This is a genomic window from Methylibium sp. T29-B, from assembly GCF_000576225.1.
In the GTDB taxonomy this organism is placed as follows: domain Bacteria; phylum Pseudomonadota; class Gammaproteobacteria; order Burkholderiales; family Burkholderiaceae_C; genus Methylibium; species Methylibium petroleiphilum.
In genome coordinates, this window is the sequence record NZ_AZSN01000047.1 from 1 (window position 1) to 26,854 (window position 26,854).

Here is a 26,854-nt window from a genome sequence, read left to right on the forward strand (position 1 = left end):
GGGCCGCTCAGCCAGGCGGGGCTGGCGTGGCGCCGGCCGCGCGCGTCGGCGCCCATGTTGGCGCGCCACCGAAGCGGCGATGCGTCCCAGCGTGGCGGTGGAGCTGTTGCCGTCAAGATCCATCTGCAGGGTCGAGCCGATGAACATGTCGCAGGCGTAGTGCCCGGCCGCCTGGCAGAAGGCCCGGTTGCTGCGCAGGCTGCCGTCCGGCCCGGTGAAGAACACATCGGAGCGGGCGCGGACGTAGTCCTCCATGCCGAGCTCGGAGCCGAAGGAGTGCACCGATTCGACCCACCCGGCCTCGATGGCCGGAATCAGCGCCGGGTGCGGGTTCAAGGCCCAGTGCTTGCCGATCTTTCCTTTCAGCCCCAGCGATTCGCCGTAGGTCGGCAACAGCAGCTCGATCGCCGCCGTGTCGAAGCCGATGCCGTGGTTCAGGCGCTGCACGCCGTACTCGCCGTAGATGCCCTTGATCGCCATCATGGCCATCAGCACCTGGATCTCGCTGATCTGCGCGGGATCGCGGGTGAAGAGCGGTTCGATGAAGTTGGGGTGCGGCGCCTTCACCACGAAGCTGACCCAGTCGGCCGGGACGTCGACGCGCGGCAGCGTGGTGGTCTTGCCATCGACCAGTTCGTTGACCTGCGCGATCACGATGCCGCCGGAAAACGCCGTCGCCTCCACGATGGCCGGCGTGTCTTCGGTATTGGGGCCGGTGTAGAGGTTGCCTTGTGCGTCGGCCGCCTGCGCGGCGACCAGGGCCACCTTGGGCGTGAGGTCGACGAAGTAGCGCGCGAACAGTTCGAGGTAGGTGTGGATCGCGCCGATCTCGATGCGACCGCCCGACACCAGCTGGGCCAGCCGTGCGCCCTGAGGCCCCGAGAAGCTGAAGTCGAGCCGCGATGCGACGCCGTTCTCGAAGATGTCCAGATGCTCCGGCAGGGCCAGCACCGACTGCACCATGTGCAGTCCGTGGACCCGCTTCGGATCGATCTTCACCAGCGCCTTCGCCAGGAAATCGGCCTGCTTCTGGTTGTTGCCCTCGAGGCAGACGCGATCTCCGGAAGCGATCACCGCCTCGAGCAGGGTGGTGATCGCCGCGGCATCGACGCACTTGCCGGTGAGCCGTGCGCCGAGCGCGCTGCTCGCGCGCGCCAGCCGGGCGGCACGCTCGTCGGCCTTGGAGTTCCAGTGTCTGGCTTCCATGGATTTCCGATGGGTTGGATTGAATTCAGACCGCGCTCACCGGCCGCCTCAGAGCACGACGAAGAGCAGCCACACCACCACCGGGGCCACCAGCGTCACGATGGCGCCGTACACCAACAGCTGCCGGAAGAACACGTCGCGGTCGATGCCCTTGGCGTTGGCAAGAACCAGTGCGCCATTCGTGGAGAACGGGCTCACGTCGACGATGGTCGACGACACCGCCATCGCGGCGATGAAGCCGATGGCGCTGACGCCGGCATCGCCCTGCAGGAAGGGCACCGCCAGCGGAATCAGCGACCCGAGCACCGCGGTCGAGGAGGCGAAGGCGGACACCACCGCGCCGACGAAGCACAACAGCAACGCGGCCATCAGCGGCGAGGTAAGCCCCGCGACGCTGTGTCCCACGAAGTCGATCGTGCCCATCTTGTCCATCACACCCACGAAGGTGCTGACGCCCACGATCAGCATGATCTCCGGCCACGACACCTGCCCCAGAGCGCGCTTCTGCAGGTTGGGCGCCATCAGCGTCAGGAGCAGGCCGATGGAGATCGACACGAAGCCGATGTCCTGCTTGAAGAACAGCGTCAGCACGGCCAGTCCGATCAGGCCGGCCACGGTGGCCAGCTGATAGGCGCGTGAACCCGTGTCCGCGGATGCCACCGGTGCGGCATTCATCAGGGAATCGTCGTCCCGAATGGCGGTGCGGTGCTCTTCCGTGAGCGCCTCTGCTTCGGCATCGCCGTATACCTGGGCTCCGCCCTGACCGTGCGCTGTGCGGCGCACGGCAGGGACTTCGCCACTCGCGTCGGCCTTCTGACGCAGCAGCTTCATGCCGCCGAACATGAAGAACAGCAGCAGCGACACCGTCAAGTTGACCCCCAGGCTCGCCAGCATGGTCGTCATCTCGCTGAGCGGCAGGCCCGCCTTGGCGACGATCTTGTTGGTGATGCCGCCGTAGATGCTGATCGGCGAGAAGCCGCCGCCCTGCGCGCCGTGCACGACCATCAAGCCCATCATCAGCGGATTGATGCCGTACTTGGCCGCGAAACCGAGCGCGATCGGCGCGATGATCGCCACGGCCGCGGGACTGACCGCGCCGACGGACGTGAGCAACGCCGCAATGAAGAACATGATCCACGGGATGGCGGCGATGCGCCCGCGTACCGCCCGCACCGCCAGCTTGACGAGCCAGTCGATCGTGCCGTTGTTCTGCGCCAGCGCGAACAGGTAGGTGATGCCGACCAGGGTCAGGAACAGATCGGCGGGGAAGCCCCCAGGATGGCCTTGGCGTTCAGGCCGGCCACCAGCGTGCCGACAAGGAAGGCGCCGACGAAGGCGATCACGCCCATGTTGATCGGCAGCACGGTGGCGAGCACGAACATGCCGATCAACGTGCAGATGGAAATCCAGTGAGCACTCATCGATTTGTCTCCGACGGGGTTTTGGTACGGCACGCGGGCGCCGTTTGTGCGTGGCCAGAAGGTACGCACGCCGTCCGGGACGATCAATGAAGCAGCGAGGTCGACGATTACGCCGGATGAAACGATCGAGGGTTAACCCGCGAACGCTCATGCCCAGCCTCAAAGGGGCTTGGCCCTTGCGAGTCGGCACACCGCCAGCAGCGCCAGCAGATTCGGATCGCGCTCGCGCGTCCGCAGGAAGTGCAGGCCGATGGTCTGGCGCATCAGGTATCTGGGCTGCAAGGGGATGAACTGCACGTCCTGCGGCATCACGCTGCGCACCCGCCCCGGCAGCAGCGTGCAGCCGATGCCACCGCTCACCAGGTTCATCAGCGAGAAGATGTCGCCGGTCTTCATGACGACGTTCGGCGTGAAGCCGGCGATGCGGAACGACTCCAGGAATCCGCCGTAGGTCACGAAGCCTTCGCTCAGGGAGACGAAACGCTCCTCGGCGCAAGCGGACAGGTCGACCTCCTGCAGCGCCGCATAGCGCGAGCGGGCCGGCGCGGCGAAGAAGATGTCGTCCTCGAACAGCGGTTCCGATTCCACGTCGGCGGCGCTCTCGGGCGACCCCATCAGCGCAGCATCGACGCTGCCGTCGCGCAGCTTCTGCAGCAGGTCGGCATTGGAGCCGAGCACCAGTTCGGTCTGCACGTCGGGCTTGCGCAGCTTCATGCCCATGACCAGCGCCGGCACCGTCTGGTGGGTCAGCGAGTAGAGCGATCCGATGCGGATGCGGTCGGCCGAATAGCCCGCCACTTCGCGGGTGGACCGGATGCCCTCCGTCATGCCGCGCAGCACCTCGCGCGCAACCTCCGCCAGTGCCTGCGCAGCGTCGGTGGGGTGCAGGTTCCGGCCCTCGTGGCGGAACAGCGCGCAACGCAGACCGCTTTCCAGCGCATGCAGGGCACGGTGCACGCTGACCGCGCTGGTGTCGAGCTTCTCCGCGGCGCGCGCGAGATTCCCGGTCTCCATGAAGGCCAGCAGGATCTCGAGCCGGCGGAAGGTGATCGCCTCGTCGACACGGACGGCCGCGGTGGCATCGCGGGGAGGGGCAGCCATGGTGTCGCTCGCAGCGGCTCTGTGCCACGGGCTCGTGCGCGTCGGCATCGGTCCGGGCACGGCGGCCCGGACACGGCCTCAGTCGAGCTTCACGTTGGAGGCCTTCACCACGCCGGCCCATCGCTTGGTCTCCGCGCTGACGAAGTCGCCGAAGGCCGTACCGTAGAGAGTGGGCGTGTCGGCGCCGAGCGTCGTCCAGGCGTCCTTGATCTCCTTCGTGCCGTGGGCCTTCTGCAGTTCGGCGGTCATGCGGTCGATCGCCGCCTGCGGCGTGCCCTTGGGCGCCCACAGCCCATACCAGGTGGCCACCTGGTAGGTCGGCACGCCGCTCTCGGCGACCGTCGGGATGTCGGGATAGCCGGCGGCACGCTTCTCGCCGGCCACCGCCAGCGCCCTGAGACGCCCCCCCTTGATGTGCGCCGCCGACGATCCGAGGCCGTCGAACATCACGTCCACCTGACCTGCCATCAGGTCCTGCAGCGCCGGACCGGCGCCACGATAGGGGATGTGCGTGATGAAGGTCTGGGTCTGCAGCTTGAACAGTTCACCGGCCAGATGGTGCGAGGTGCCATTGCCCGCCGAGCCGTAATTCACCTTGCCCGGATTGGCGCGCACATAGGCCAGGAACTCCTTGACGTCCTTCACCTGCAGGCGCTGCGGGTTGACGACGATCACCTGCGGCACGCTCGACAGCAGGGCCACCGGCACGAAGTCGGCGCCGAGGTTGTAGTCGAGCTTGGGGTAGACCGCCGGCGCGATAGCGTGGTGCACCGCGCCCATGAACCAGGTGTAGCCATCGGGCGCGGCCTTGGCCGCCAGCGTGGCGCCCACGTTGCCGCCGGCGCCCCCCTTGTTGTCGATGATCACCTGGTGGCCGAGCTGCTTGGTCAGCTGCGCGAACAGCGGCCGCGCGAAGGCATCGGTGCCGCCACCGGCCGGGAAGGGCACGATGACCGTCACCGGCTTGGCCGGCCAGGCCTGCGCGAGCGCCGGCTGCAGGCTGCCCGCCAGCACAGCGGCAAGCAGCACGGCAACCCTGGGCAGCAAGCGTGACAGGGCGAGGAAAAGGGTCTTCTGAAGCATGGCGTGTCTCCTGGTGAATCGCCTTATGTATGTCTATATCATTTTATGTATACATTAAACCCATCATCACATCTGTCGTCAACCCTGGTGGATGCCCTGAGGGGGTGGTGGCATGCAAAAATGGGGTCATGAAGATATCGGGACAGCTACGCGATCTGATCGAGGAGCAGATCGCCACCGGTGAATTGGCGCCCGGCAGCACGCTGGACGAGGCCACGCTGGTGGAACGCCACGGCGTCTCGCGCACCCCCGTGCGCGAGGCGCTGATCCAGCTGTCCGCCGAAGGCCTGATCGAGCTGCGGCCACGGCGCGGCGCGGTGGTGGCCGCCATCGGCCCCGCCCGGCTGATCGAGATGTTCGAGGTGATGAGCGAGCTGGAGGCGATGTGCGGTCGCCTGGCCGCGAGGCGCATGACCGACAAGGAGCGCGCGGAACTCGTGCGCGCCCACCAGGCCTGCGAGCAGGCGCGCTCCGACAGCGACCCCGAGGCCTACTACCTGTGCAACGAGCGCTTTCACTTCGCGCTGTACGAAGGCAGCCACAACGGCTTCCTGAACGAGCAGGCGCAGTCGCTGAACCGCCGGTTGCGGCCCTACCGCCGCCTGCAACTGCGGGTGCGCAACCGCATGAACACCTCGTTCGCCGAGCACGATGCCATCGTCCGTGCGGTGCTGGCGGGCGACGCCGAGGCGGCGGCCAACACCTTGCGCGCGCATGTGGTGGTGCAGGGCGAACGCTTCGGCGACCTGCTGGCCTCGCTCGCCGAACTCGCGCCCGCCGCATCCTGAGCCTGGCGCGATACCCCGGCATCGCGCAGGACCGGACCGCGCCGTGAACCCGCGCCCACCTCCTCTCTACGTCGGCCGGTTCGCGCCCTCTCCCACCGGCCCGCTGCATGCCGGCTCGCTGGTCGCGGCGCTGGCGAGCTGGCTGGACGCGCGCGCCCACGGCGGGCGGTGGCTGGTGCGCATCGAGGACGTGGATACGCCGCGCTGCGTGCCCGGCGCCGAGGCCGAGATCCTGAGCCAGCTCGATCAGCTGGGCCTGCGCCCGGATGCGCCGCCACTGCGCCAGAGCGAGCGCGGCGCGCTCTACCAGGCGGCGCTCGATCGCCTGCAGCAGGACGGTATGGCGTATCCGTGCGCCTGCACGCGGCAACAGATCGTCGCAGCGAACTCGGCCCGCGGCCTGCTGCCCTCACGCCACGCCGAACTCGTCTACCCGGGCACCTGCCGGCCCGAGAACGGTGGGCTGCACGACCGCAGAGCCCGGTCCTGGCGGCTGCACTTGCCCGCGGCGGCGCTCGTGGACTGGAACGATCGGCGACTGGGTGCGCAGCGGCAGGCCGTCGATCGGGCCGTCGGCGATTTCGTGCTGCGGCGCGCCGACGGTCTGTGGGCCTACCAGCTTGCGGTGGTGGTGGACGACGCGGCGCAGGGCGTGACCCACGTGGTGCGCGGCGAGGACCTCGCCGACAACACCGCCCGCCAGATCCTGCTGCAGCGTGCGCTGGGCCTGCCGACACCGCGCTACCTGCACACGCCGCTGGTGCGCGCGGCTGACGGCGAGAAGCTCAGCAAACAGCATGGGGCGCCCGCACTTCATCTGTCCGACCCGGCGGCCACGCTGGCGACGGCCGGGGCCGTTCTGGGCCTGACCGTGCCGCGAGACCGCTCGGTGCGCGCATGGCTGGATCGCGCCATCCTGGCCTGGCGCGCGGCTCACGCAGCGCCAGACTGAAGTTGGGGACCGAAGGCCGGGCAGCGTCCGCCGTGTAGGAACAGGACTACACGCTCAACCGCCCCGCACTGACGCGGCGCACCCATCGTCTCCGATAACATCAAAAGACACATGGTGGCGGCAGCGATCCTGCGGCCCCATTCACCCCTGCCCTGCATTTCATGCCATCGCGTCGCGTTTTCATCGTCGAAGACAGCCCGGTCATCCGGGCCAATCTCATTGATACCCTCGAAGAATTGACGCCGGTGTCCGTGGTCGGTTGGTCCGACGGCGAAGCGGGCGCACTCGCATGGCTGGCCGAACACCCCGACGGCTGGGATCTGCTGATCGTCGACCTGTTTCTCAAGCAGGGTTCGGGGCTCGGCGTGCTGCAAGCGTGCAAGCATCGCCCTCCGGAGCGCAAGCTGGTGGTCTTCAGCAACTACGCGACGATCGACCTGCGCATGAAATGCATGGAACTGCGCGCCGACGCGGTGTTCGACAAGTCCAACGAGATCGACGGCCTGATCGACTTCTGCGGCCATCTGCCCGATGGCGCGCAGGCCGCATCCGTGGCGTGAAACGCCGGGCGCCGCCGCGCCCGCTATTGGATCAGGCCGTTCTTCAGCGCGTAGTAGGTGAGGTCGCTGTTGGACGCGAGCTTCATCTTCTCCATGACCCGCGTGCGGTAGGTGCTGACCGTCTTCACGCTCAACGAGAGACTCTCGCCAATGGCCCCGATGGTCTCGCCCTGTGCCAGGCGCAGGAACACCTGCAACTCGCGCTCGGACAGCTGCTCATGAGGCAATCCTTCGGCCTTGCCGCCACCCAGCTGATCGGCCAGCAGCTCCGCCACGGCCGGCGTGATGTAGCGCCGCCCGCGCGACAGCGTGCGCACCGCGGTGAGGATCTCCTGAGGATCGCACTCCTTGTTCAGGTAACCGCTGGCGCCCTGTTTGAGCAAGGCGGTGGCGTAGTGCGTCTCGGGATAGGAGCTGAGGATCAGCACCGGCAGCTCGGGCGCGCGTGCGCGGATGCCCGACAGCACGTCGACGCCGTTCTGGTCGGGCATCGACACGTCGAGGATCAGCACATCGATGCCGCCGGCGCGCACCAGGTCCATCGCCTCGCGGCCGTTGGAGGCTTCGGCGACGACCTGCAGATCCATCTGCTCGGCGAGATACTGGCGCAAACCGGCACGCACGATGGCGTGGTCATCGACGATCGCAACTTTGATGGACATGGACTTCGCTGATCAGGGCCGCGGTGCGAACGATTCTAGGTCGCCCGTGGTGACCCGTGCATCCTGCACACCCTCACCCGTCGGCGATCACGCCGAGCCTCACGCATGACACGCACTCGCCTGTGGCGCAAGTCCGCCCTCAGTTTTCCGCTCGCACTGCTGGTGGCACTGGCACTGCTGCTGATCAGTGAGACCTCCTACCACAGCTCGCTGGCAGCCATCCAGGAGACCAACGCCGCCGTCGATGCACGCATCCACGTCGGCCGCGTGCTGCGCTACATGGTCGATGCCGAGACCGGCCAGCGCGGCTACCTGCTGACCGGCAAGGAAGCCTACCTCACGCCCTACCGCAACGCGGTAACCCAAATCAAGGAGCTGCTGCCGTCCCTGTCGAGGTACTACGCGACCCACCCTGCGCAGCTGACCGACTTCGAGACGCTGGCGCGAGCCATCGAGAAGAAGCTGTCGGAGATGTCCGAAACGATCCAGCTGCACCGGGAGGGCCGCGAGGACGCCTGGCGCAGCCTGCTGCAACTCGACGTCGGGCTGGAGATGCAGCAGACGATACGTGTCGTGGTCGATCGCCTGATCGGCGTGGAGATGCAGCGCCTGGCGGATCACCAGTCGCAGGTGAAGCAGACGCTGTTGATCAGCCGGCTCGGCGTGGCGGCCATGACGGTGCTCAGCGTGCTGGCGTTCTATTTCTACCTGAAGCAGACGCGCGAGCTGGGACTGGAACGCGAACGCCGGCGCGCGGCGCTGCAGGCCGAACGCGACCTGCTCGAGTCGCAGGTGAACCAGCGCACGCACGAACTCACCGTGCTTGCGCGCCACCTGCAGACCGCGCAGGAAAGCGAACGCAGCCACCTGGCACGCGAACTGCACGATGAACTCGGTGCCCTGCTGACCTCGGCCAAGCTCGATGTCGCACGGCTGCGCACCCACCTGCCGACCGTGACTCCCGAGGCCGCGAAGCGGCTGGCGCATCTCAACGAGGCGCTCAACAGCGGGATCGCGCTCAAGCGCCGCATCATCGAGGACCTGCGGCCCTCGGCGCTGGGCCACCTGGGCCTGACCGTGTCGCTCGACATCCTGACCCGCGAGTTCGGCGAGCGCTCCGGCATGGCCGTGCACACCGACTTCGCGCCGGTGAAGCTCGGTGACAGCGGCGACCTCACGATCTACCGCTTCGTGCAGGAGGCGCTGACCAACATCGCCAAGTACGCGAAGGCCACGCAGGTCGAGGTGCGGCTGAGCGCGATCGGCGAGGAGGGCGTCGAGATCTCGGTGAGCGACGACGGCAGCGGCTTCGATCCCGAGCGTGTGCGCAGCGGCGCTCACGGTCTGGCCGGCATGCGCTTCCGCGTGGAGGCCGAGGGCGGAGAGATGAAGGTCGAGTCTCGGCCCGGCGAGGGCTCGCGCCTGAGCGCGCGACTGCCGAAGCGCCCTCCCCCATCGGACGAAGGCGACGAGCTCGCCACCTGAGCGGGCACGTGAGCGCCGTCCTACAGCGATGTGCTGTGGCGGACGACAGCACCCGGCGGTGGCGTCTCATAGGTCGATCGGGGCCCCCTTCTACATTGAGGCTTCGGTTCGGTGCGATTCCCGCGCCGGCCTCCCGGCCCACCGGGAACCGTCTCAACAGAGGAGCCCTCCATGCTGCACTACGCCGTCGTCTTCTTCATCATCGCGCTGATCGCGGCCGTCTTCGGTTTCGGCGGCATTGCTGCCAGCGCGGCCGGCATCGCCAAGATCCTGTTCTTCGTGTTCGTGGTCCTCGCCGTCGCCAGTTTCCTGTTCGGCCTGATCCGCAAGGGCTGAGGTCCGCCGCACGAGCACCGTCGTTCGCGCCGCAGAGGCGCATACTCTTCTCCACAACCTCGCAAGGAGTTGCCATGTCCACACCCCGCACCGCATCGATCCAACCCCAGGTCCAGCAGGCCGCCGACGCCGCCAACCGCCTGGCCGACAGCGCCGAGCAGACCGTGAACGGCGTGCGCGAGCGCGTGATCCCGGCGGCGGTTCGCCTGGCGAACCAGGCCGAGGATCTGGCGCACCGCGGCTACGACGCGGTGCGTGACCGCACCGTGCAACTGCGCGAACGCGCGCTCGACGCCAGCGACCGTGGCGTCCGCTACGTGCAGGAGGAGCCCGTCAAGGCGGTCCTGATCGCCGCAGCCGCCGGCGCCGCATTGATGGCAGTCGCGCAGTTCCTGTCGCACCGCCGCAGCGACCGCCGCTGATCCGAGACTCTGGCCACCATGCTGCCGCTGCTCCGCGTACTGGCGAGCGAGCCTGACGCCCTCGTCGAGCACGCGGCGGCGTACGCGGATCTGGCGAGCGACGAGCTGCAGGAGCTGCAGGCCCATTGGGTGCGGCGGCTGCTGTGGCTCGCCGTCGCCGCGGTGGCTGGCCTCGCGGCACTGCTCCTCGGCGGCGTGGCGCTGATGTTGTGGGCCGCGCTGCCGGCGATCGACGCCGGCCGCGTCTGGCTGCTGTGGGTGGTGCCGCTGGTACCCGGCCTCGTGGCGGTGTTCGGCGTGTTCACCGCACGCCGCATCGACGCGCGACCCGCTTTCGGCAACCTGCGCGCGCAACTGCGCGAAGACATGGCGATGGTGCGTGAAGGTCTCGCGCCATGAAGCCGGACGCCGCGCCCATCCCCCCCGAAGCCCTGACACCCATCGAGCGCCTGGAGCGCTCGCGCGCACGGTTGCGCAAGACCTGGGTCGGCAACCGCCGTGCGCCGCGGCGCGACCCACCTCGGTCCGCCTCGGAAACGAGGCCGAACGGCGCGGATGGTGGCGACGACAGCACGCTCGACGTGCTGGTCTCGATGCTGACGCGCTGGTGGGAGCGCCATCCGCTGCACCAGGTGTTCGACGTCGCCGCCGAGGTCGCGGCACCAGCAGCACGCAGCATCGTCGGTCCGCTGGCCGAACGTCATCCGCTGCGCCTGGTGGCGCTGGCCGCCGGGGCCGGTGCGCTGCTGATGGTCGTGCGGCCGTGGCGCTGGCTTCCCCAGGCCGCGCTGTCGTCGGTTCTGCTTTCGGCACTGTGGCCCCGCGGCGGCCCGTCGCGCTGGCTAAGCGCCGGGGGCCTTGCAACTCTGCTGGCGAACGGTGACCTGAGCCGGCTGCTGGCGAGCCTGGCGGGACAAGCCCCGGACGGTCCGATCTCCGATCGCGACGGACCGGAAGCTCCGGAGCAGGCGACGGCGGCGGCGCCCCCCGCAGCCACGGCCACGGCTACAGCGGCCGCCAACGATCCCGACCCCGCACTCAGCGGCGACGCCGCAGACCCCCTCCCCCGGCCGCCGCCGCAGCGCGCTGAAGCCGCGCGTGCCGAGGCACGCGTTCGTCGGACCGCCCCTTCCTGTCTGACCCGCCTCGCGGACCGGACGCTCTCCGGCTCGGGTCGGCGTTCTCGCCTGCGGGCACGCACGACACCAAGGGTGCAACGCACGCACGCCGGGATGGCGCCGCGTCCTACAGGTCGTCGCGCCGGCTGCTGATACCTCGCGAACGCGCCGGTTTCTACAGTGTGGTCAACGGTGCAGGACGGTACCGATGTGCTCGACACCGATGCCGTTCACACCCCAACGATCGCCGACCCCACCATGAAATGCCGAGCCCTCCTCCTCACCGCGACGAGCCTGCTGATCGCCAGCACGGCTTCGGCGCAGGCCGGGTTCCCGGATCCGGCCGCTACCTCGATCGGCACCTGGTACGCCGTGCTGATCGCCGTGTTCGCCGTGCTGGTCGGCGTGGGCCTGGTCAGCAGCCAGCGCGACCAGCAGGACCACAACAAGCGCTCGGAATCGCAGCGTCGTTCCGACTCCGAGCACCCGCACAGCGGCAGCGCGGATGCCCGCACCCTGCGCCGCAGCAAGAACGAGGATCAGTGACACCGACCCCACCAAGGAGCTTTCGATGAACGATCCGAGCCTTCGCCATCTTTGACGCCAAGACATCCTGCGTGACGAGGAAGAGCACGCGGACGAGATGAAGGACCCGCCGGAAGGCGGCGTGCCGCTCGCGACAACCACTTCCACCCCGAGACCTCAGGAGAAACCACCATGAACTTCCGTACCCTGCTCATCGCGGCCGCCACGGCCACCACCCTCGTCGTCACCAGCGGCTGCGCGGTGCAGCGCGGCCAGTCGACCGTCGGTCAGTACATCGACGACGCCACCATCACAACCTCGGTGAAGGCCAAGCTCGTCGAGGACAAGACCGTCGACGCCAGCGCGATCAGCGTGGAAACGCTGAATGGCACCGTGCAGCTGTCGGGCTTCGCCAAGACCCCGACGGAGAAGGCGCAGGCCGAAGTGCTGGCGCGCCGCGCCAATGGCGTGAAAGACGTGAAGAACTCCATCGTCGTGAAGGGCTGACCCGCCCTTCATCTTTCTGCAACCCACCTGAAGGAGATCCACACATGAACTGGGACCGCATCGAAGGCAACTGGAAGCAGCTCAAGGGCAAGGCCAAGGAGCAATGGGGCAAGCTGACCGACGACGACTTCGACGTCATCGCCGGCCGGCGCGACCAGCTCGCCGGCAAGATCCAGGAGCGCTACGGCGTGGCCAAGGACGAAGCCGAGAAACAGGTGTCGTCATGGGAGCGCAGCGCCAAGGACGACTGGTTCACCGACGGCGGCAACTCGCCTCGCCACTGACCCGTCGATCCCGGGGCGCCACCGCCCCTCCCCGCGTTCCAGGACCGACATCCCCGAGCGCAGCGGCCCGGCCTCCCAGAGGCCGGGCCTTTGTCGTTCCGGGCCGCGCCCCGCGTCAGAGGGCGAGGAAATGCTCGCGGTAATAGGCCAGTTCGTCGATCGATTCGTGGATGTCCGCCAGTGCGGTGTGCGCCTGGGCCTTCTTGAAGCCGTCCAGGATGGCCGGCTTCCAGCGCCGCGCCAGCTCCTTGAGCGTGCTGACGTCGAGGTTGCGGTAGTGGAAGAAGGTCTCGAGCGCGGGCATGTCCTTCGCGAGGAAGCGGCGGTCCTGGCAGATCGAGTTGCCACTCATCGGCGACTTGCCGGCCGGCACGTACGCCTTCAGGAACTCGATCACCTGCCGCTCGGCAGCGGCCTCGTCCACGGTCGAGGCCTTCACGCGGTCGATCAGGCCGCTGCGGCCGTGCGTGCCCTTGTTCCACGCGTCCATCGCGTCGAGAACGGCATCGCTCTGGTGCACCGCGAACACCGGACCCTCGATGCGCACCGTCAGACCCGGGTCGGTGACGACGACCGCGATCTCGATGATGCGGTCGTTGAGCGGATCGAGCCCGGTCATCTCGAGGTCGATCCAGATCAGGTTCTGCTCGCTCTTGGCAAGCGGGGAGGAAGCGATGGCGGTTTCGGTCATGAGGGGATCCTTGCTAGCCGTTAATTGTCGGTCAACACGTACACTGATCCACCATGACGACAAGCATCCTGACCGTGCTTTTCGCGGCTTTCCTGGTCGGCTCCCTGCTGCTGCGGGTCTGGCTCGCCAGCCGCCAGATCCGCCACGTTGCCACCCACCGCCACAGCGTGCCGGCGGCCTTCGAAGCCACCGTGAGCCTGCAAGCCCACCAGCGCGCGGCCGATTACACGCTCGCCAAGCTGCGCCTGGGCCTGCTGACCACCGCCTTCGGCGCCGCGGTGCTGCTGGGCTGGACGCTGCTGGGCGGACTCGATGCGCTGAACGGCTGGCTGCTCGCCGAGGCCCGGCCCGCGCTCGGCGATCTGGGCTACCAGCTCGCACTGCTGGCGGCGTTCGCGCTGATCACCGGACTGATCGACCTGCCCTTCGAAGCCTGGACCACCTTCCGTCTGGAACAACGCCACGGCTTCAACCACACGACGCCCGGGCTGTGGCTGGCCGACCAGGCCAAGGGCGTGCTGGTGGGCGCGCTGCTCGGGCTGCCGATCGCCGCGCTGATCCTCTGGCTCATGGGCACAGCCGGCGCGACCTGGTGGCTGTGGGCCTGGGCCGTGTGGGTGGGCTTCAACCTGCTGGTGCTGGTGCTCTATCCGACCGTCATCGCGCCGATCTTCAACAAGTTCCAACCGCTCGAGGACGGTGCGCTGAAAGCGCGCGTCGAGGGCTGATGGCGCGCTGCGGGTTCGCAGCCAAGGGGCTGTTCGTGATGGACGGCAGCCGCCGCTCGGCCCACGCCAACGCCTACTTCACCGGCTTCGGGGCCGCCAAGCGCGTGGTGTTCTTCGACACGCTGCTGTCCAAGCTGTCGCCGCCCGAGGTGGAGGCGGTGCTGGCGCACGAGCTGGGCCATTTCAAGCACCGCCACGTCACGAAGCGCATCGTCGCGATGTTCGCGCTCAGTCTCGCCGGCTTCGCGCTGCTCGGCTGGCTGTCGCAGCAGGTCTGGTTCTATGCCGGGCTGGGCGTGCGGCCCAGCCTCGATGCACCGAACGACGCGCTCGCGCTGCTGCTGTTCCTGCTGGTCGGCCCGGTGTTCAGCTTCTTCGTCACACCACTGTTCGCCGGCCTCTCGCGCCGTCACGAGTTCGAGGCAGATGCCTACGCCTGCGCACAGACCAGCGCCCGCGATCTCGGCGGCGCGCTGCTCAAGCTCTACGAGGACAACGCCTCGACCCTGACGCCGGACCGGCTCTACGTGCGCTTCTACTACTCGCACCCGCCCGCTTCGGAGCGGTTGGCCGCGATGGGAGCCCTGGCATGACGAAACTGTCCGAACAGCATTGCCTGCCGCAGGCCGACGGCGCCATGACGCCCTACGAGATCGGCAAGCACCTGCAGACGGTGGTCGGCTGGTCACTCGTCGAAGGTTCGATCGAGAAGACCTACAGCTTCGCGAACTACCACGAGACCATCGGCTTCGTGAACGCGGTGGCCTGGATCGCCAACCGCGAGGACCACCACCCCGATCTCGCCGTCAGCTACGACCGCTGCGCGGTGCGCTTCAACACCCACTCGGTGGGCGGCATCTCGCTGAACGACTTCATCTGCGCGGCGAAGCTCGACGCCCTGCTCACATGAAGCGCAAGGGGCGCGCTTGACCCGTCCGGTCGAGCTCGACCTGGGTCTCGTGGTGGCCGGGCACGGCCGCCACTACATCGTCGAGACGCCCGAGGGCCGCCGCCTGATCTGCCATCCGCGCGGCAAGAAGAGCGCGCTGGTCGTCGGTGACCGCGTGCGCTGGCTGCCGGTCGGCGGCGACCAGGACGAGGGCGTGATCGAGCACCTGGAGCCGCGCCGCAACCTGCTGTTCCGCCAGGACGAGTGGAAGACCAAGTCCTTCGCGGCCAACCTCGACCAGCTGCTGATCTGGCTTGCGGTCGACCCGCAATTCAGCGAGTCCCAGCTCACGCGCGCGCTGATCGCCGCCGAGTCGGCCGGCATCGACGCGACCATCGTGCTCAACAAGACCGACCTGCCGGACGCCGAAGCCCAGCGCGCCCGCCTCGCACCCTACCGGGCGATGGGCTATGCGGTGATCGAGCTGTCGCTGAAGCACGCGTTCGACGCCGCGTCCGGTACGCTGAACGAACGGCTCGCCGGGCGAACGACGCTGGTGCTCGGCCCGTCGGGCACCGGCAAGAGCACGCTGATCAATGCGCTGCTGCCGGGCGCCCGGGCCCAGGTCGGCGAGATCTCGCAGGCGCTCAACTCCGGACGGCACACCACGACCACCACCCAGTGGTACTGGCTGGACCGCGCGACGAACAGCGCGCTGATCGATTCGCCCGGCTTCCAGGAGTTCGGCCTGCAGCAGATCGAGGCCGAGCAGCTGCCAGCCTACATGCCCGACCTGCGCGCCCATGCCGGCGGCTGCAGGTTCTACAACTGCACCCACCGCCACGAGCCGGGCTGCGCGGTGATCGCCGCGGTCGAGCGCGGCGAGATCAGCGCCAGCCGCTGGCGCATCTACGGCGACCTGCTGGACGAGCGGGCGCGCACGCGCTGGTGACCCTTCAGACCATCGAGAAGCCCTCGTAGCCCTTCGCGACGATGTCCTCGCAGGTGGCCTTGTAGGCCGGGAAGCCCCCCAGATACAGCAGGATCTGCCGCGGCTTGCCCGGCACGTTGGCGCCCATGTACCAGGAGTCGGCTTGCGTGAAGAGCGTCTGGTTGCCGACATCGGTGACGTGCTGGCACCAGAAGTCCTCGATCGCCTGCGTCGGCTCGATGGCGACACGGCCGGCCTTGCGCACGTCCTCGATGGCCCGCACGATCCATTCGACGTGGTATTCGTTGCCGAGGATCATGTTGAACAGCACCGACGGGCTGCCCGGGCCGGTGGTGACGAACATGTTCGGGAACCGGGCACTCATGATGCCCAGCGCCGTGCGCGGCCCGCCCTTCCACTTGTCGCCCAGCACCTCGCCGCCGCGCCCGCGGATGTCCATGTTGCACAGCGTGCCCGTCAGCGCGTCGAAGCCGGTGGCCGTGATCAGCGCATCGAGTTCGTGGAATCGACCGTCCTGCGTGGTGACGCCACTGGCGGAGAACTTCTGGAACGGTGTGGCGCGAAGGTCGACCAGCGTCACGTTGTCGCGGTTGTAGGTCTCGTAGTAGTCGGTGTCGGCGCACAGGCGCTTGGTGCCGAACGGGTAGCCCTTGGGCACCAGCATCTCGGCCACCTTCGGGTCCTTGACCTTCTGGCGGATCTTGCGGCGTGCGAACTCGGCGAGCGTCTCGTTGGCCCGCGGATCGACCAGCAGGTCGACATACGAGGTGTAGAAGCTCAGGCCGCCCATCGCCCAGCGGGCCTCGTATTCGCGTTCGCGCTCCTCGGGTGTGGCGTCGAGCGCGCGGTTCGGGTTGACCGGGAAGCGCGAGATACCGAGGACGGAGTTCCATTCGCGCTGGCGCAGGTCGGCGTACTCGGCCTTCTGAACGCGACGCTGCTCGTCGTCGAGCGGATGGTTCCAGGCCGGGATGCTGAAGTTCGGTGTGCGCTGGAACACCGTCAGGTGCTTGGCCTGCTTCGCGATGTGCGGGATGGCCTGGATGCCCGACGAGCCGGTGCCGATGATGCCGACGCGCCGACCGCTGAAGTCGACGCCGCCGCGCGGCCACGCCGCGGTGTGATAGCACTGCCCGGCGAAGTCGTCGATGCCCTCGACGTCGACCTGCTTGGGCGTCGACAGGCAGCCGGTCGCCATGATGCAGAACTGGGCCGAGACCGTCTCGCCGCGGTTGGTCGTCACCGTCCAGCGGCTGGCCTTCTCGTCGAAGTGCGCCGACGTGACCCGCGTCTCGAGCTGGATGTCTCGCCGCAGGTCGAAGCGGTCGGCCACGTGGTTGATGTACTTCAGGATGTCGGCCTGGTCGGCATAGCGCGCCGGCCAGTCCCACTCCTGCTGCAGCTGCTCGTCGAAGGAATAGGAGTACTCGATGCTCTCGATGTCGCAGCGCGCGCCGGGATAGCGGTTCCAGTACCAGGTGCCGCCGATGCCGTCGCCGGCTTCATAGACCCGCACCGAGTAGCCCTTCTTGCGCAGCAGGTGCAGTGCATAGAGGCCGGCGAAGCCGGCACCGACCACCACGACATCGAGTGTGGTCGGCGCGCCGCGACCCGCCGAACCCGAGGAGGAGCTTGCCTTGTCCATTGCTGTTGTCCCTTTCCTTGACGGTCACTCGACGGCGCACACGGCGCGTCGATCCTGAACGGATCATCGCGACGCGTGCCGCCGGCCGCCCCCACCCGCAGGCTAGTTTTTGGCCGATGCACGGGCTAGTGGTTTCCCGTAGGCCTCGGCAGAACGGCGGGCCGAAGGGGTTTGCACCGCAGCAAACCTCAGGCTGCGTAGGCAGAATCTCGGCGCCGACATCGACCCCGTCTCTCCTCCGGTTTCCCGCCCTTGAAGATCGCCGTACCGGCCGGCTTCGTGCCGCTGCCGCTGAACCACAAGATCCTGCCTCCGCGCGCGCACCGCCATGCGGTGGAGCGCAGCGCGCTGCTCGCACGGCTGTTCCGCGATGTCGCCGAGCGCGTGGTGGTGTTCCAGGGCCCCGCGGGGCACGGCAAGACCAGCCTGATGCTGCAGGCGCAGGCCGCCAGCGCGAGCGGCGGCGCCCTCACCGGCTGGCTCTCGCTCGACGAGAGCGACAACGACATCCGCCGGCTGCTGGGGCATTTGCAGGCGCTGCTGACCGTGCTGGGCTCGCAGTCGCCCACTCCGCCGAACGAGGACTACGCCGGAAGCGCCGGCACCATCACCCCGCGGTCCGACTGGCTGATCGGCCGGCTGCTCGAACTCGGCCGGCCGGTGGCCCTGTTCCTGGACGACCTGCACGCGATCACCGACCCCGGTGCGCTGCGGCTGCTGCGCGAACTGATCACGAACGCGCCCGACCGCATCCGCTGGTTCCTGGCGAGCCGCGTCGTGCCCGAAGTGGGCCTGCCGCGGCTGGTGGTGGGCGACGAGGCGCTGGTGGTCAGCGCCGAGGACCTGCGCTTCTCGCGCGCGGAGATGCGCCACGTGTTCGACGCCGACCGCGGTCTGAGCGTCAGCGACACCGAGCTCGACGCCATCTTCCGCGGCACCGAAGGCTGGCCCGCTGCGGTGCAGCTGTACCGGCTCGCGCTGGGCTCGGCCTCGGTGCGTCACTCGCTGGCCAGCGGGTGCGGCGGCGCACCGCGCGAGGTGGCCGACTACCTCGCCGAGAACGTGCTCGGCCAGCAGCCGCCGCCGGTGCAGGACTTTCTGCTGCAGACGTCGGTGCTGTCGCGCATGTCGGCCGCGCTGTGCGACGACGTGCTCGGCCGCAGCGACGGGCAGGAGATGCTCGCCTCGCTCGAACGCGACGGGCTGTTCGTGCGGCGGCTGGAATCAGGCGAAGGCTGGTTCACCTACCACGCGATCTTCGCGAACTTCCTCCAGGAGCAACTGGCGCGCACGCAACCCGAGCGCCGGGTCGCGGTGCACCGCCGTGCCGCGGCCTGGTTCGAGTCGCAGGGCCAGCTGGAAGAAGCGCTGCACCACCACCTGAGCGCCGGTGACGATGACCGCGCCTGCGAGGTCTTCGACCACTGGTCCGACGCGCTGGTGCCGGACGGTCACTTCGCCACCGTCGACCGTTGGTCACACCGCCTGCCGGCCGATGCCGCCACGCGGCGCCCGGGCATCGCGGTCAAGCTGTCTTGGGCCTTCACGTTCCTGATCCGGCACGAGCAGCTGGCGCCGCTGCTGCCGGTGTTGCGTGCCAACCTGGCACGACGGCTGATCGAAGGCGACCCGCGGCTGGCGCTGTCGATGGCCGCCGTCCTGCAGGACGATCCGGCCCGCGCGCTGGAGTACGTGGCGCATACCGAGCACCGCGAGCCGACGTCCAACCGCTTCCGCAATTTCGAGCTCGCCGCCGGCCACAACGTGCGCGGCTTCGTCGGCATGATGCGCGGCGAGTTCGGCCCGGCGCTGCACAGCCTGGCGCAGGGCCGCTCGCTCAGCGAGCGCTCGAATGCGACCTTCACGCTGGCCTACTCGCTGGTGCACTCGGGCCTCACGCTGGTGGCGCAGGGGCAGCTGCCCGAAGCCGTGGAGCACCTGCGCGGCGCGATCTCCGACCGGCGCATGGTGCTGGAGGAATCGGTCTCGAAGGCCTGCCTGGCCTGTGCGCTGGTGATGGCGCTCTACGAAGCCGACCAGACCGGCGACGCGCTGGCGCTGTTCGAGCAGTTCCACGACATGATCGTCGAGGCCTCGCTGCATGACTACCTCGTGGTCTGCTATCGGGCGGTCGCCCGCATCCGCGACCAGCGCGGGGAGCTCGCGCTCGCGCTGGAGACTCTGGAAGAGGCCGAACGGCTGAGCTACAACGGCCGCTGGCCGCGCGCCGTGCAATTGATACAGGGCGAGCGGGTGCGCCGCGAACTCGTCGCGGGCCGCGTCGATCGGGCGCAGACGCTCGCCGCCCGCCTGCAACCCGAGAGCCGCAGCGACACCGACGACTGGGTGCGGTTCTCGGAGGAGACCGACGGCCCGCGCATCGGCCGCATCCGGCTCGATCTGCATGCGGGCCGCGCGGCCCAGGCGCTCGACGAGATCGGCGCCTGCCTAGCGGCCGCACAGCGCCAGGGGCGCGTGCACCGACAGATCCGGCTGCAGACGCTGGCGGCGCTGGCGCACCACAGTCTGGGTCAGACGCGGCCGGCGCACCGCTGCCTGCAGTTGGCGCTGGAACTCGCGGCGCCCGGCCGTTACGTGCGCATGTTCCTCGACGAAGGCCCGGCACTGGCGGCACTGCTGCGCGCCCATGCCAACCTGCCGGCCGCAGCCCCCGAGAACGGCGCCGAGGCCCGCGCCCTCCTGGGACGGCTGATCGAGGCCAGCGGCACCGCGCCAGCCCCTGCGGACACCCCCTGGCGCGCCGCGGCGCTGGAACCCCTCACCAAGCGCGAGCACAAGGTGCTCGCGATGCTGGTCGACTACCAGTCGAACGAGGAGATCGCCAGCGCGCTGTGCGTGAGCCGCGACACCGTGAAATTCCACGTCCGCAACATCTACTCGAAGCTGGGTGTGAAAACGCGGCTCGAGGCCATCCGCGTCGTGAAGACATCGGACACCACGGGCCGCTAGCGCCGCTTCACTTGGCCGGGCCGGGATTGGCCTTCAGCCAGACTTCCATCTCCTCGGGCGACACATAGCCGTCCTTGTTCGTGTCGATCTGGGTCCAGTCGCGCCCACCGGTTGGCTGGGCCGCGGACTTGGCCTGGGTCGCTTTGGTTTCCGGTTTGGCGGCCGGCGCGTTCTGCGCCAGCGCGACGGAAGTGCCCAGCATCGGGCCGATGGCGATGATCAGGGTGCGCAGCAGGCTCATGCAGGTCTCCTCTTGAAGGGTTGCAAGAAGCTGTCCGATCGATCGGACAGCGGTTCGGCAGCAAGGCGCCGGACCTCAGCCTGACAAAAAACTGACAGCATGGAAATGGGAAAAATTCCTGTCCTCCCGTGCCGAGCGCACCTGCAGAAAGAAAAAAGGCTGCCTCTCGGCAGCCCTCATTCCGCAAAGCGCCTTGCGGCACTCAGCGACCGTCGCGTGATCCGAAGCGCGAAGCGCCCTCACGGCGCCCGCCGCCGAAACCGCCGCCCGACGGGCGGCCACCACGGCCCTGACCGTGACGCTGGCCCGGCAGCGGCTTGGCCGGACGCGGACGCTGCGGCGTGGGCTCCAGACCGACGATCACGCTGGCCTCGATCGGCTGGCGGGTGAAGGCCTCGATCGCACGGATCTTGCCGCGCTCGCGGTGCTCGGCGATGGTGATTGCGGTACCGCTGCGGCCGGCCCGGCCGGTGCGGCCGATGCGGTGCACGTAGTCTTCAGCCTTCATCGGCAGGCCGAAGTTGATGACGTGGCTGATGCTCGGCACGTCGAGGCCGCGCGCCGCCACGTCGGTGGCGACGAGCACGCGCACATGGCCGTCACGCACGTTCTGCAGACGACGGTTGCGCACCGCCTGCGGCATCGCGCCGTGCAGCGCGACGGCCGAGTGGCCTTGCTGCTGCAGCGCCTCGGCGATGGCTTCGGTGTCGACCTGGGTGCTGGCGAACACCACGGCCTGGTCCACCTCGGCATCGCGCAGCCAGTGCTCCAGCAGCGCCTGCTTGTGGCCCATGTTGTCGGCCCAGTGCAGGGTCTGGGTGATGTCGCTGTGCACGTCGTGTGCGGTCGCCAGTTCCAGGCGGCCGGGCGAGCGCATCAGCTTGCTGGCCAGCGCCATGATCCGCGGCGCGAAGGTGGCCGAGAACATCATGGTCTGGTCGCGCTGGGCGGTGGCGTCGGCGATCGCCGCCAGGTCCTCGGCAAAGCCGAGGTCCAGCATGCGGTCGGCCTCGTCGACCACCAGCACCTGCGTCGCGTCGAGGCGGATCTGACCACGGCTGTGCAGGTCGAGCAGGCGGCCGGGAGTGGCCACGACGAGTTGGGCGCCGCGCAGGTCGAACAGTTGCTTGCCGAACGGCATGCCACCCACCACGGTGGCGATGCGCAGGCCGCGCGCGGCGTCGCGCAGCGGGTGCTGCTTGGCTTCGGCGCGCAGCGCTTCGCCCACGCCGCGCATCAGGTCGATCGCGTCGGCGGACACCTGCTGGGCAAGTTCGCGGGTCGGGCACAGCACCACGGCGCGCGGCGTCGCGACGCGGGTCTGTTCGGCGGCACCGGCATTCAGCAGGCGGTGCAGCACCGGCAGCAGGAAGGCCGCGGTCTTGCCGCTGCCGGTCTGGCTGCTCACCATCCAGTCGCCGCCCTTCAGGGCAGCGGGGATGGCTTGTTCCTGCACGCTGGTGGGCGCAGTGAAGCCGAGCTGGGTCACGGCATGCAGCAGCGGAGCGGCAAGACCAAGGGATTCAAAATTCGAAGCAGTCACGAAGCATCCCCGCCGGGTTGCCGGCGGGTCCGTCATCGCCGCATGCAGAGATGCGGCAGGTTGGTCCAAAACACATCGACCAACAGACGGACTGCACTGGGTGCAATGGCCCCGATGGGAAACGGGTGGGGCCGGACTGGTGACGATGCACTGACCCTCGGGGCCCGCGGCGCGGGTGAGGGAGGCTGCTTTTTGCAGCGCAGCAAGCATTGTCGCACATCCCGCCTGCCCGTGCCGAATTCGGGCGCGCATGTCCCCGGGTGGACAGGCCGCCGGCGGGCAATTCCTACAATCGAATCGCCTCCTCCCACCACTCCCCGCCTGTCCTGCGATGACGACCTTCCCGTTCCTCGAAGCGCTTGGCCACGGCATCACCGCGATCGACACCGGCTTCATGCGGCCTCGCTTCGATGCGGCCTATCTCGTCGTCGAAGGCGGCCATGCCGCCTACGTCGACAGCGGCATCAACGACGCGCTGCCGCGCCTGCTGGCCGCGCTCGACGTGCAGGGCCTGGACCGCGGCGCGGTCGATTACGTGATCGTCACCCATGTGCACCTCGATCATGCCGGCGCCGCCGGCCTGCTGATGCAGCAGTTGCCGAACGCCCGGCTGGTGGTGCATCCGCGCGGCGCGCCGCACATGATCGACCCGAGCGCACTGGTCGCGGGTGCCAGCGCGGTGTATGGAGCCGAGGAAGTGGCCCGTACCTACGGCACGGTGCAGCCGGTGCCGGCCGAGCGCGTGCTCGCCAGCCACGACGGCATGGTGCTCGACCTGGCGGGCCGGCCGCTGCTGCTGATCGAGACGCCCGGCCATGCGCGACACCACCATTGCATCTGGGACGAGCGCAGCCGCGGCTGGTTCACCGGCGACACCTTCGGCCTGTCGTATCCGGAGTTCCGGACCCCAGGCGGTCGTTACGTCCTGCCGACGACGACGCCGGTGCAGTTCGAACCCGGGCCCTTGAAGACCTCGATCGCGCGCATGCTCGAGAAGCGCCCGGACTGCATGTACCTCACCCACTACAGCCGCATCGACGAGGTCGATTCTTTCGCCGAGCAGCTGTTCGAGCAGATCGATGCAATGGTCGCACTGGCGCGACCACTTGCGACGGCCGGCGATCGCGATCAGCAACTGCGCCACGGACTGGCACAGCTCTATCGCCGGAGACTCCGGGCGGCTGGCAGCGTGCTTTCCGATGCGCAGATCGACGAGTTGCTGACGGTGGATGTCGAGCTCAACGCGCAAGGCCTCGGCGTGTGGCTCGATCGCGAAGCGCGCAACGCACAGGCGCCCGCCCCCGGCGCACGCTGAACGCCGGCGGCAGCCCCCACCGTGACGGACCTCACGGAGGCCATGGCGGCAACGCTCCGATATTGCGCTGCATCAAATGGCGGAGGCGACGCACTGCCGATGATCCGGCGCACACATCGATGCGCCAAAGGATCCCATGCGCCTGAACACCCCCGTGACAGCCAGCGAGTACCCCTTCCCCGCCGGCGAAACCCTGGTCTCGACGACCGACCTGAAGGGGCGCATCACCTACTGCAACCCGGCCTTCATCACGGTCAGCGGCTACGCACGGGAAGAACTGCTGGGCCAGCCGCACAACATGATCCGCCACCCCGACATGCCCGAGGAGGCCTTCCGCGACATGTGGGCCACCATCGCCTCCGGCCAACCGTGGTCGGCGCCGGTCAAGAACCGTCGCAAGGACGGTAGCTGCTACTGGGTGATCGCGAACGTCACGCCGCTCATGAGCGGCGACCAGCCGACCGGCTACATGTCGGTGCGGACGGCCCCGGATCGCGCCGATGTCGAGCGTGCCGAGGAACTCTATGCAGTGATGCGTACCGAGAAGGCCGCCGGACAACTGGTCCACCGTTTCGACGCCGGCCGCCTGCGGGTCGACACCTGGCTGGGCCGCCTCTCGAATGTGCTGCGCCTGCCGGTTCAGGTGAAGCTCGGTGTCGTCGCCGCGCTGCTGGGATCGGCCGGCTTCGTGACGGGTGCGGCCGTCACCGGCGGTAGCCTGCTGCAGTGGCCTGCGCTGGGCCCGGCGCTGACGGCCATCGCCACGCTGCTGCTCTGCTCGGTGGCCGCCGCCGCCTACTTGAACCGGATGACGATCGCTCCGCTCGCGCAGCTGGTGCAGTTCGCCAATCGCATGGCCGCCGGCGACCTGACGCAGAAGATCGATATCGACCGCCACGACCTCGTCGGCCAGCTCACGAAAGGACTGAACCAGTTGAACGTGAACCTGCAGTCCATCGTGCGCGACGCGCGCAACGAGATCGAGCAGATGCGCGTCGTCACCGGCGAGATCGCCTCGGGCAACCAGGATCTCTCGGGACGGACCGAGTCGCAGGCGAGCAGCCTGCAGGAGACCGCCGCCTCGATGGAACAGATCACCGGCACCGTGCGCCAGAGCGCCGATTCCGCCGAGCAGGCCACGCGCCTGGCCACCCAGGCCACGGCGGTGACCCAGCGCAGCAGCGACGCGGTGCAGGACGTCACCCGCACGATGGGCGAGATCAGCGCATCGTCGCAGCGCATCGGCGAGATCATCCAGGTGATCGACGGGATCGCATTCCAGACCAACATCCTCGCGCTCAACGCCGCGGTCGAGGCCGCCCGGGCCGGTGAACAGGGACGCGGCTTCTCGGTCGTGGCCTCCGAGGTGCGGGCGCTCGCGCAGCGCACTTCGTCGGCGGCGAAGGAGGTCAAGCAACTGATCGAGGACTCGGCCGCCAAGGTCGACACCGGCAGCCGCCTCACCGACGCGGCCCGGTCGACGATGGACGACGCCTTGCGCACGGTGCAGCAGGTCGGCCAACTGATCAGCGAGATCAGCCACGGCGCGCGCGAGCAGCTGACCGGCATCTCGCAGATCAACGAAGCGGTCACGCAGCTCGACACGATCACGCAGCAGAACGCCGCGCTGGTCGAGCAGATGGCGGCATCGGCGGTGTCGCTGTCGCAGCAGTCGGGCACGCTGGCGGAAACGGTGAAGGTGTTCCGCCTCGATGGCAGCGCATCGGCCACGCCCGACGCGGTGGCGTTGCGCCGCTCGATGAAGCAAGTCACCCACGCTGCCTGATCCGCGCACAGTCGTTGCGCTGTGCCGCAGCGCCGGCCGGCACTAAACTGCCTTCGCGGAGAGCCCGCCCTTTGCGCGGGCTCTCGGCATTCGGGAGCCGGAATGAACACCGTGAACTTCGCGCTTTCGGGCCGTGTGACCGTGGTCACCGGCGCCGCTCAAGGCATCGGCGCGGCCTGTGCGGAGCGCTTCGCGCGCGAGGGCGCACCGGTCGCGCTATGGGACGTGGACGACGAGCGCGGCCAGACGATGGCCGCGCGCCTGGCCGCCGCCGGCGTGCAGGCGATCTACCGGCACTGCGACGTGTCGCGCGCCGATCAGGTACAGGCCGCGCACGCCGCCACGCTGGCGGCCTTCGGCCGGATCGACGTGCTGGTCAACAACGCCGGCATCTTCAGGGCGGCCGACTTCCTCGACGTCACCGAGGCCGACTGGGACGCGGTGATCGGCGTCAACCTCAAGGGCGCGTTCCTCGTCGGCCAGGCCTGCGCCCGCACGATGGCGTCCCAGGGTCGCGGCGTCATCGTCAACATGAGCTCGGTCAACGGCCTGATGGCCATCCCCACGATCGCCAGCTACAACGCCAGCAAGGGCGGCATCAACCAGCTCACCCGCGCGATGGCCCTGGCGCTGGCCGACCACGGCGTGCGCGTGAATGCGGTGGCACCCGGCACGATCGCCACCGAGCTGGCCACGCAGGCCGTGCTGACCAGCGACGAGGCCCGCCAGCGCATCCTCGGTCGCACGCCCTTGAAGCGGCTGGGCGAGCCGGCCGAGATCGCCGACGTGGTGGCCTTCCTGGCCAGCGACGCGGCCAGCTACCTGACCGGCCAGATCGTCTACGCCGATGGCGGCCGGCTTGCGCTGAACTACACGGTTCAGGCCTGAGCCGCGGCGGCGGCGCGGGTCGCCGGACCGGGCTCGCGAATCGGCAGGTGCACCAGCGCTGCTCCGACCGCCAGCAGGATGTCGACGATCCAGATGGCATCGTAGGCACCGGTCCACTCGAAGGCCTTGCCGCCGAAATAGGCCCCGAGGAAGCCGCCGAGCTGGTGCGCCAGCATGACGATGCCGAACAGCGTGGCCATGTGAGCCGGCCCGAAGAACTTCGCCACCAGGCCCGCGGTGGGCGGCACGGTGGCCAGGAAGGTGAGGCCGATCGCGGCCGAGAACACCAGCATCACCGCCTCGGTCTTCGGTGCGATCAGGAACAGCAGCACGATCACCGCGCGGGACGCATAGAGCATGGCCAGCATCGATTTCATGCGCCAGCGCCCGCCACCGTGGCTCAGTGCCCAGCCCATCGCGACGCTGCCGACGATGTTGAACAGACCCACCACCGCCAGCGCCCACGCCCCGATCGACGGCGGCAGCTGGCAGGCGGCCACCACGCCTGGCAGGTGGGTCGCGATGAAGGCGACGTGGAAACCGCAGATGAAGAAGCCCGCGCTCAGCAGCCGGTAGCTCGGGTCGGCCAGCGCGCGCCTGACGGCCACTCGGGTGCCTTCGACCGGCACGCTGCCGGCCGCGGCGAGCTGACGGGCATTGCCGCGCAGCACCCAGGCCGCCGGCAGCGCCAGCAGCACCGCCAGCGCCAGACCCTGCATCGCCACGGCCCAGCCGGCGACGGCGGTGAGCCCCTGG

General features: G+C 68.8%; 25 protein-coding genes and 3 pseudogenes. 18 read left to right on the forward strand and 10 right to left on the reverse strand.

The features are described 5' to 3' along the window. From Y694_RS09820 to Y694_RS09835, 4 genes and pseudogenes are all read right to left on the reverse strand, one after another. A pseudogene (locus Y694_RS09820) lies at nt 1-1,206 on the reverse strand (malonate decarboxylase subunit alpha); the annotation flags it as partial. A gap of 48 nt (nt 1,207-1,254) precedes the next feature. Next, nucleotides 1,255-2,627, reverse strand: a pseudogene (locus tag Y694_RS09825) (SLC13 family permease). 159 nt (nt 2,628-2,786) lie between these two features. Further along, nucleotides 2,787-3,728 (reverse strand): LysR family transcriptional regulator, encoded by a 942-nt coding sequence (locus Y694_RS09830; protein ID WP_036231931.1) that lies wholly within the window; start codon nt 3,726-3,728, stop codon nt 2,787-2,789. 78 nt (nt 3,729-3,806) lie between these two features. After that, nucleotides 3,807-4,811 (reverse strand): tripartite tricarboxylate transporter substrate binding protein, encoded by a 1,005-nt coding sequence (locus Y694_RS09835; protein ID WP_036231934.1) that lies wholly within the window; start codon nt 4,809-4,811, stop codon nt 3,807-3,809. Between the two features lie 128 nt (nt 4,812-4,939). Between Y694_RS09835 and Y694_RS09840 the strand changes: the two genes are divergently transcribed. The 3 genes from Y694_RS09840 to Y694_RS09850 all read left to right on the forward strand — a co-directional run bounded on the left by Y694_RS09840 (nt 4,940) and on the right by Y694_RS09850 (nt 7,111). Continuing rightward, nucleotides 4,940-5,599: a GntR family transcriptional regulator gene (locus Y694_RS09840; RefSeq protein ID WP_036231936.1), complete on the forward strand. Its 660-nt coding sequence runs from the start codon at nt 4,940-4,942 to the stop codon at nt 5,597-5,599. Nucleotides 5,600-5,642: 43 nt separating this feature from the next. Continuing rightward, nucleotides 5,643-6,551: a tRNA glutamyl-Q(34) synthetase GluQRS gene (gene gluQRS, locus Y694_RS09845; protein ID WP_036231938.1), complete on the forward strand. Its 909-nt coding sequence runs from the start codon at nt 5,643-5,645 to the stop codon at nt 6,549-6,551. 161 nt (nt 6,552-6,712) lie between these two features. Next, nucleotides 6,713-7,111 (forward strand): response regulator transcription factor, encoded by a 399-nt coding sequence (locus tag Y694_RS09850; protein WP_011830483.1) that lies wholly within the window; start codon nt 6,713-6,715, stop codon nt 7,109-7,111. Nucleotides 7,112-7,134: 23 nt separating this feature from the next. Here Y694_RS09850 and Y694_RS09855 read toward each other — a convergent pair whose 3' ends face one another. Beyond that, on the reverse strand, nt 7,135-7,773 hold the full coding sequence (locus Y694_RS09855) for a response regulator transcription factor (protein ID WP_011830484.1): 639 nt from the start codon (nt 7,771-7,773) through the stop codon (nt 7,135-7,137). A gap of 105 nt (nt 7,774-7,878) precedes the next feature. Here Y694_RS09855 and Y694_RS09860 point away from each other — a divergent pair, with 105 nt between their 5' ends. The 8 genes from Y694_RS09860 to Y694_RS09895 all read left to right on the forward strand — a co-directional run bounded on the left by Y694_RS09860 (nt 7,879) and on the right by Y694_RS09895 (nt 12,450). Continuing rightward, a complete protein-coding gene (locus Y694_RS09860; RefSeq protein WP_036231941.1) occupies nt 7,879-9,258 on the forward strand; it encodes a CHASE3 domain-containing protein in 1,380 nt (459 codons plus the stop codon). A gap of 171 nt (nt 9,259-9,429) precedes the next feature. Continuing rightward, nucleotides 9,430-9,594, forward strand: a complete 165-nt coding sequence (locus tag Y694_RS23305; protein WP_011830486.1) for a DUF1328 domain-containing protein — start codon at nt 9,430-9,432, stop codon at nt 9,592-9,594. Nucleotides 9,595-9,668: 74 nt separating this feature from the next. Further along, nucleotides 9,669-10,016 carry a hypothetical protein gene (locus Y694_RS09870; RefSeq protein WP_011830487.1) on the forward strand — a complete coding sequence of 116 codons (348 nt, stop codon included), beginning with the start codon at nt 9,669-9,671 and terminating at the stop codon, nt 10,014-10,016. An 18-nt stretch (nt 10,017-10,034) separates the two neighbouring features. Next, nucleotides 10,035-10,415, forward strand: coding sequence for a hypothetical protein (locus Y694_RS09875; protein WP_011830488.1), 381 nt, complete (start codon nt 10,035-10,037; stop codon nt 10,413-10,415). After that, complete coding sequence (locus Y694_RS09880; protein WP_036231945.1) at nt 10,412-11,287, forward strand: hypothetical protein; 876 nt, start codon at nt 10,412-10,414, stop codon at nt 11,285-11,287. The genes Y694_RS09875 and Y694_RS09880 overlap by 4 nt, the downstream gene beginning before the upstream one ends. A gap of 57 nt (nt 11,288-11,344) precedes the next feature. Further along, nucleotides 11,345-11,680 carry a hypothetical protein gene (locus tag Y694_RS09885; protein ID WP_011830490.1) on the forward strand — a complete coding sequence of 112 codons (336 nt, stop codon included), beginning with the start codon at nt 11,345-11,347 and terminating at the stop codon, nt 11,678-11,680. Nucleotides 11,681-11,851: 171 nt separating this feature from the next. After that, the gene (locus tag Y694_RS09890; RefSeq protein ID WP_011830491.1) at nt 11,852-12,166 is read left to right on the forward strand and encodes a BON domain-containing protein; all 315 of its coding nucleotides are present in this window, start codon (nt 11,852-11,854) and stop codon (nt 12,164-12,166) included. 44 nt (nt 12,167-12,210) lie between these two features. Further along, nucleotides 12,211-12,450 carry a CsbD family protein gene (locus Y694_RS09895; RefSeq protein WP_011830492.1) on the forward strand — a complete coding sequence of 80 codons (240 nt, stop codon included), beginning with the start codon at nt 12,211-12,213 and terminating at the stop codon, nt 12,448-12,450. A gap of 115 nt (nt 12,451-12,565) precedes the next feature. Here the strand turns inward: Y694_RS09895 and orn are convergent, their stop codons facing one another. After that, complete coding sequence (orn, locus tag Y694_RS09900; RefSeq protein ID WP_011830493.1) at nt 12,566-13,141, reverse strand: oligoribonuclease; 576 nt, start codon at nt 13,139-13,141, stop codon at nt 12,566-12,568. A 53-nt stretch (nt 13,142-13,194) separates the two neighbouring features. Between orn and Y694_RS09905 the strand changes: the two are divergent. The 3 genes and pseudogenes from Y694_RS09905 (at nt 13,195) to rsgA (ending at nt 15,710) form a co-directional block, all read left to right on the forward strand. Beyond that, a pseudogene (locus tag Y694_RS09905) lies at nt 13,195-14,462 on the forward strand (M48 family metallopeptidase). After that, nucleotides 14,459-14,779, forward strand: a complete 321-nt coding sequence (locus Y694_RS09910) for a 4a-hydroxytetrahydrobiopterin dehydratase (RefSeq protein WP_036231951.1) — start codon at nt 14,459-14,461, stop codon at nt 14,777-14,779. Before Y694_RS09905 ends, Y694_RS09910 begins: the two are co-directional and overlap by 4 nt. Nucleotides 14,780-14,795: 16 nt before the next feature. Continuing rightward, nucleotides 14,796-15,710: a ribosome small subunit-dependent GTPase A gene (rsgA, locus tag Y694_RS09915; protein WP_036231954.1), complete on the forward strand. Its 915-nt coding sequence runs from the start codon at nt 14,796-14,798 to the stop codon at nt 15,708-15,710. A 4-nt stretch (nt 15,711-15,714) separates the two neighbouring features. Here rsgA and Y694_RS09920 read toward each other — a convergent pair whose 3' ends face one another. Next, nucleotides 15,715-17,355 carry an NAD(P)/FAD-dependent oxidoreductase gene (locus Y694_RS09920; protein WP_036231957.1) on the reverse strand — a complete coding sequence of 547 codons (1,641 nt, stop codon included), beginning with the start codon at nt 17,353-17,355 and terminating at the stop codon, nt 15,715-15,717. Nucleotides 17,356-17,607: 252 nt separating this feature from the next. Here Y694_RS09920 and Y694_RS09925 point away from each other — a divergent pair, with 252 nt between their 5' ends. Next, nucleotides 17,608-20,325 (forward strand): LuxR C-terminal-related transcriptional regulator, encoded by a 2,718-nt coding sequence (locus tag Y694_RS09925; RefSeq protein WP_051495689.1) that lies wholly within the window; start codon nt 17,608-17,610, stop codon nt 20,323-20,325. Between the two features lie 7 nt (nt 20,326-20,332). Here Y694_RS09925 and Y694_RS09930 read toward each other — a convergent pair whose 3' ends face one another. Together Y694_RS09930 and Y694_RS09935 are read right to left on the reverse strand one after the other, a co-directional pair. After that, entirely contained in the window at nt 20,333-20,566 is a 234-nt protein-coding gene (locus Y694_RS09930; RefSeq protein WP_011830499.1) for a hypothetical protein, read from the reverse strand. A gap of 202 nt (nt 20,567-20,768) precedes the next feature. Further along, the gene (locus Y694_RS09935) at nt 20,769-22,055 is read right to left on the reverse strand and encodes a DEAD/DEAH box helicase (RefSeq protein WP_409072475.1); all 1,287 of its coding nucleotides are present in this window, start codon (nt 22,053-22,055) and stop codon (nt 20,769-20,771) included. A gap of 385 nt (nt 22,056-22,440) precedes the next feature. Here Y694_RS09935 and Y694_RS09940 point away from each other — a divergent pair, with 385 nt between their 5' ends. The 3 genes from Y694_RS09940 to Y694_RS09950 all read left to right on the forward strand — a co-directional run bounded on the left by Y694_RS09940 (nt 22,441) and on the right by Y694_RS09950 (nt 26,098). After that, a complete protein-coding gene (locus Y694_RS09940; protein WP_011830501.1) occupies nt 22,441-23,424 on the forward strand; it encodes an MBL fold metallo-hydrolase in 984 nt (327 codons plus the stop codon). Nucleotides 23,425-23,560: 136 nt separating this feature from the next. Then, the gene (locus Y694_RS09945) at nt 23,561-25,210 is read left to right on the forward strand and encodes a PAS domain-containing methyl-accepting chemotaxis protein (RefSeq protein ID WP_036231960.1); all 1,650 of its coding nucleotides are present in this window, start codon (nt 23,561-23,563) and stop codon (nt 25,208-25,210) included. Between the two features lie 102 nt (nt 25,211-25,312). Further along, on the forward strand, nt 25,313-26,098 hold the full coding sequence (locus tag Y694_RS09950) for an SDR family NAD(P)-dependent oxidoreductase (RefSeq protein ID WP_011830503.1): 786 nt from the start codon (nt 25,313-25,315) through the stop codon (nt 26,096-26,098). Here Y694_RS09950 and Y694_RS24795 read toward each other — a convergent pair. Continuing rightward, nucleotides 26,089-26,854: MFS transporter (locus Y694_RS24795; protein ID WP_036231963.1), on the reverse strand; the 766-nt coding region annotated here is incomplete at its 5' end. The two genes, Y694_RS09950 and Y694_RS24795, sit on opposite strands and share 10 nt — an antisense overlap.